Source organism: Conexibacter sp. CPCC 205762 (assembly GCF_030646155.1).
In the GTDB taxonomy this organism is placed as follows: Bacteria; Actinomycetota; Thermoleophilia; order Solirubrobacterales; family Solirubrobacteraceae; genus Conexibacter.
In genome coordinates this window covers 1-4907 of sequence record NZ_JAUTDN010000087.1, presented here as the reverse complement: position 1 = coordinate 4907, position 4907 = coordinate 1, and the positions used below count along the sequence as shown (strand labels likewise).

The 4907-nt window shown below is 77.9% G+C and carries 3 protein-coding genes; 1 reads left to right on the top strand and 2 read right to left on the bottom strand.

From position 1 onward, the window contains the following. Positions 1 to 201: 201 nt before the first annotated feature. Positions 202 to 1044: a hypothetical protein gene (locus Q7L73_RS28445; protein WP_304696349.1), complete on the bottom strand. Its 843-nt coding sequence runs from the start codon at positions 1042 to 1044 to the stop codon at positions 202 to 204. 10 nt (positions 1045 to 1054) lie between these two features. Continuing rightward, positions 1055 to 3355, bottom strand: coding sequence for a LuxR C-terminal-related transcriptional regulator (locus tag Q7L73_RS28440; protein WP_304715786.1), 2301 nt, complete (start codon positions 3353 to 3355; stop codon positions 1055 to 1057). 169 nt (positions 3356 to 3524) lie between these two features. Here Q7L73_RS28440 and Q7L73_RS28435 point away from each other — a divergent pair. Continuing rightward, positions 3525 to 4907, top strand: a 1383-nt coding sequence (locus tag Q7L73_RS28435; RefSeq protein WP_304696324.1) for an AAA family ATPase, incomplete at its 3' end; no start/stop codon positions are given.

The window sequence follows — 4907 nt, the reverse complement described above, 5'->3', positions numbered from 1 at the left end:
TCTCGATCCTCACCATCGAGGCGCGCCACGCCGGCGCGATCGCGGCGCTCAACGGCGACATCAACGGCAGAAGAGGCGTCACGCCCAACGGCCCGTTCGACGTCGCCTACTCGATGAAGAGAGTCCTCGGCATCGTCAGAAGCACCGGCTTCATCACCGGCTGAGGCACCCCGTCTGCGCCGGCCGCGCGAGCGAACCAGCTCACGCGGCCGGGCGGCGCCGGCCGCCGCTTCCGAGCGCGGCCGGCAGCAGCGTCAGCGCCGTCACGATCAGGCCGGCGGCGACGGCGCCCAGCGCCCACGGCCGCAGGCCGTCGGTGAACTCCTCCCAGGCGGCGCCGGCTGCGTCGCGGGCCGCCTGCACGCTGACGCCGGTGCTCGCCTTGGCGGCGTCGACGACCGCCGCGCGGCCGAGCGCGAGCGAGACCAGCAGCAGCGCCCCGGCCAGCAGCGCGCAGATCGCGGTGACGCGGATCACGGCCAGCCGCCGCGGCGCCAGCAGCAGCGCCGCCAGCAGCGCGAAGAGCGCGAGCGGCAGGCACCAGCTGGCGAGCGAGTCGGCGCCGTCGCCGAGCTTCTTCGTCCCGAGCCCGACGTCGTCCCCGCGCAGCGACAGCAGCTGCTGCGAGGCAGCGTCGCCGAGCAGCGGCGAGATGCGCGGGTCGATCGTGTCGAAGGCGCCGGTCAACGCGCCGAGCCGCAGCGTCGCGGCACCGGCGTCGTCCTGGAAGAGGACGCGGTTGGCGTCGAGCGCGGTGCGGCGGAAGGAGCGCCGGAAGGCGCGCGTTGCGACGACCCGCTCGGCGAGCGTGCGCGCCTGTTGCGCGGACAGCAGCCCGCTCGGCACGCGCTGCTCGACCTGTGTCGCGACAGCGTCGACGACGGCCGCTCTGACCGGCTCGCGGTCGAGCGCGGCGAGCGCGCGGTCGGCGAACGGTCTCGGCGCGACGATCTCGTCGCGCAGGTAGCGCGAGAGCCCGCCGACGAACGCCAGCGCGACCGCCACGATCGCGAGCAGCACGGCGGTGAGCTGGCGGCCGGTCACCCGTCCGAGCCTACAGACCTCCTCCCAGCAGCCCCAGCTCGCGCGCGCGTAGGACCGCCTCGGGGCGGGAGCCGACGCGGAGCTTGCGGTAGATCGCGCTCACGTGGGTCTTGACGGTGTTGGCGGAGACGCCCAGCTCGCCGGCGATCTCGCGCTTGGAAAGGGGGGAGGGGAGATAGCGCAGGACGGCCCGCTCGCGCGCGCTCAGCGCCGGCTCGCGGCGATCGCCGGCGGGCGCCGTGCCCGGCTCCTCCAGCAGCTCGGCCAGGAAGCCGCGCGGCGGCCACGGCCCGCGCCGCGCGAGCACCCGCAGCAGCGCCCGCAGCGGCGGCCCGCCTTCGGCGAACGGCCGCCGCCAGCCCTCCTCGGCGGCCGCCGCGACCGCCCGCTCCAGCCACTCCAGCGCCTCCCAGACGGTGCCCAGCTCGTAGGCGACGCGCGCCTGCAGCACCATCGCCTCCAGCAACCGCGCCGGTGCGACCGCGGCCGGAGCGGCGGCGAGAAACGCCTCCGCCAGCTGCCGCGCGCCGACGAGATCCTCCCGCGCCAGCGCGACACGGGAGCGCAGCAGCAGGCGCTCCGGCACCGCGCCGTCCGCGGGCGGGGCAGGTGCGTCGCGGGGCGTGAGGGAGGCGGCCGCGAGCGTCTCGCCCCCGGCCACCGCCTCCGCCTCCTCGTCGAGGCCGAGCGCGAGCAGCAGGCGCACGCGGGCGTCGTCGCAGTCGAGCGCGAGCCAGGCCGGCAGCGGGCCGAGCCGGGCGCGCGCGACCTCGGCGGCGGCGTCGAGCCGGCGCAGCTCCGCGGCGGGCTCGCCGGGCGGGCCGGCGGCGGCCAGCCACGCGGCCGGCAGCCGCAGCGTCAGCGCCACGAGCGGATCGAATGCGCCGGCGGCCGGCGGCGTGGCGCCGCGGCGGTCACGCGCGGCCAGCGGCGGCCGGGCGTCGTCGGCGCTGCGGCGGTTGGCGGTGGTCGGTGGCGTGGCGGCGTCGTCGGCGATGGAGTGGTCGCTCGCGGCCAGCAGCGCCTCGGCGCGGCGCAGCTCGGCGTCGGCGGCGCAGCGGCGGTCGCGCTGCCAGGCGACGACGGCGAGGCCCGTGTGCGCCGGCACGAGCGCGGCCGAGCGCTCGTCGCCGAGGTCGGCGGCGAGCACGAGCGCCTGCTCGCCCCAGGCCTGGGCGGAGCGCAGGCGGCCGCGGCCGGCGTCGAGCGTGGCGAGCGGCCCGAGGCAGGCGACCGCGAGGTGGTCGAGCCCCGCTGAGCGAGCGCTTCCGAGCGCCTGCTCGAGCGTCGCCGCCGCATCGTCGACGTCGCCCGCCGCGAGCTGCGCGACGCCGAGCTGCCGCAGCGCGAGCGTCCGCTGCCGCCGCCGCGTGGCGAGGTCGTCGTCGGGCGAGCCGGCGACGAGGCGCGGCTCCGGGTTGCCGGCGCGCGCGTGCCAGCCGGCGGTGCGGCGGTGCAGCGGCGGGCGCTCGTCATGCGGGAGCAGCGGCCGCAGCGCATCCCGCAGCGGCGCCGCCAGCCGGTAGCTGCCGCCGTGCCGGTCGAGCGGCACGACCAGCGCATGTGCCCGCGCCAGCCGCTCCAGCACCACGCCGGCGGCAGCCGCGCGGCCGCCCACCGCCGCCACGGCCAGCGCTGCCGCCAGCTCCGGCGTCACCGGCTCGTCGACGACCGCGAGGCGCAGCAGCAGCGCTCGCTCCTGCTCGCCGAGCCGGTCGAGCAGCTCGCGGCGGACGTACTCGTTCCGCTCGGCCGGCTCGCGTTCGAGGCCGGCCGCCCAGCCCTCGACCGCCTGCCAGCGCTCGCGCGCGGCCGCGTCGGGCAGCCGCGTCGCCAGCAGCGCGCGCGCCTCCTCCCACGTGAACGCCAGCTCGCGCGGCGCGATCTCGACCACGGTCGCGTCGAGGCGGGCGCGGCCGAGCGGCAGCGGCGGCTCGCCGCGACAGGCGAGCACGATCCGCAGCCGCTCGCCGCGGTCGCGCAGCAGGGTGGTCAGCCGCTCGCCGAAGACGGCTGGCGTGCTGCCCGCGTCGAGCCCGTCGATCACGACCACGAGCGGGTCGCCGTCACGCGTGCGCTCGCGCCCGAGCGTCTCCAGCAGCGCGGCCGGGGCGCGGGAGCCGTCGCGCCACGACGGCGACCGTGCGGCGCCGCGACCGCGCGCCCAGTCGGCCAGCAGGGTCGTCTTGCCGGCGCCGGCCGGGCCGCTCACGACCGTCAGCGGAGCGCGCGTGCCGTCGTCGAGGCGGTCGAGCAGGCGGGTCCGGTGGACGAGCGCGCGCGGGAGCGGTGGTGGATGCTCGATCGCCATTCGTCTCTCTCCAGGCGCATTGTCCGTCGTCATGGGTGACGGGTCATCACCCCGAGCGGGTGAAGGAGCGCCGACACGACGGGTTGAGGAACTTTGAGCAACCACTTGCCGGAGCGGTATGCTCGCGCCACCGACCAGCCGAGCGGGGGAACGAGGCAGCGGGAGGAGGATGGCCAGCACCGGCGACAGCAGTGCGACGTCCACGATCGCGACGAAGCTCTCGCCGCCGTCGCCGCCCGTTCCGTGGGTCCCGCGCCAGCGCCTGTTCGGGCTGCTGGAGCGGGGCTGCAGCAGCGGCACGACGCTCGTCTGCGCGCCGGCCGGCAGCGGCAAGACCGCGCTCGTCGCCTCGTGGCTGAGGAGCAGCCGCGGCCGTCCGATCGCCTGGCTGTCGCTCGACGCGCGTGACGACAGCCGTCGCGCCTTCTGGCGCGCGGTGCTCGACGCACTCGCGCGCGCCGACCCGGCTGACACTGCGCTCGGCACGCTCAGGCTGCCGCCGCGCGGCCGCGTCGACGGGCTGCTGACCGCGCTCGTCGAGCTGCTGTCGGAGCGCGAGCGCGAGCTGGTGCTCGTGCTCGACGACCTGCACGAGCTGCGCGACCCGGCGATCGAGGAGGATCTGACCGCGCTGCTGCGCCACGCGCCGCCGGCGCTGCGGCTGATCCTTGTCGCACGCGAGGAGCCGTCGATCGGCCTGCAGCGGCTGCGCGTCAGCGGGCGGCTGACGGAGATCGGCGCCGCGGCGCTCGCGTTCGGCGCCGGCGAGGCGCAGCTGCTGCTGCGGCGCTGGGGCGCGACGCTCGACGCCGTCGACGCGCGCGAGCTGTGGCGCCGCTCGGGCGGCTGGGCGGCCGGTCTCGTGCTGCCGGCGCTGGCGCTGCGCGACCACGACGACGCGGCCGCCTTCGTCGCCGGCTACGGCGGCGACGACCGCGCCGTCGCCGACTTCATCCGCACCGAGCAGCTGGCGCAATGGCCGGGCGATCTGCGCGGCTTCCTGATGCGGACCGCGATCGCCGATCCGCTGCCGGTCACGCTCGCGGTCGAGCTGGGCGGCCGGCCCGACGCGGCGGAGCTGCTGGAGTGGCTCGCACGCGGCAACGCGCTGGTCGAGCGAGCCGGCCCCGACCAGTATCGCTTCGGCCCGCTGCTGGCGTCGCTGCTGCGAAGCGAGCTGGCGCACGTCGCGCCCGACGAGCTGGAACCGCTCCACCGCCGCGCCGCGCTGCACTGTCGCGGCGCCGGCGACGCACGCGCCGCGATCGCTCACGGCCTCGCGGCCGGTGAGCCGGAGCTAGTCGCGGAGCTGGTGGCGGAGCAATGGCCCCGGCTGCTGCTCGACGGCGAGCTGGCGCTGCTTGGAGCGGTCGAGCGGCAGCTGCCCGTGGAGCTGCGGCGGCGCTGGCCGGAGCTGACGCTGGCGGCCGCGGCGGCACGCGCGGAGGCCGGCGACGAGCACGGCGCGGCACTGCTGCTCGCGCGCGCCGAAGCCGATGCCGCGCCCGCGCCCGCCACGCCTGCCGCCGCGCCCGCGCCCCCTGCGGCGCCG

Coding starts and splice junctions, on each gene's coding strand:
- Q7L73_RS28440 (WP_304715786.1), bottom strand. CDS start 3,355: ATGGCGATCGAGCATCCACCACCGCTCCCGCGCGCGCTCGTCCACCGG.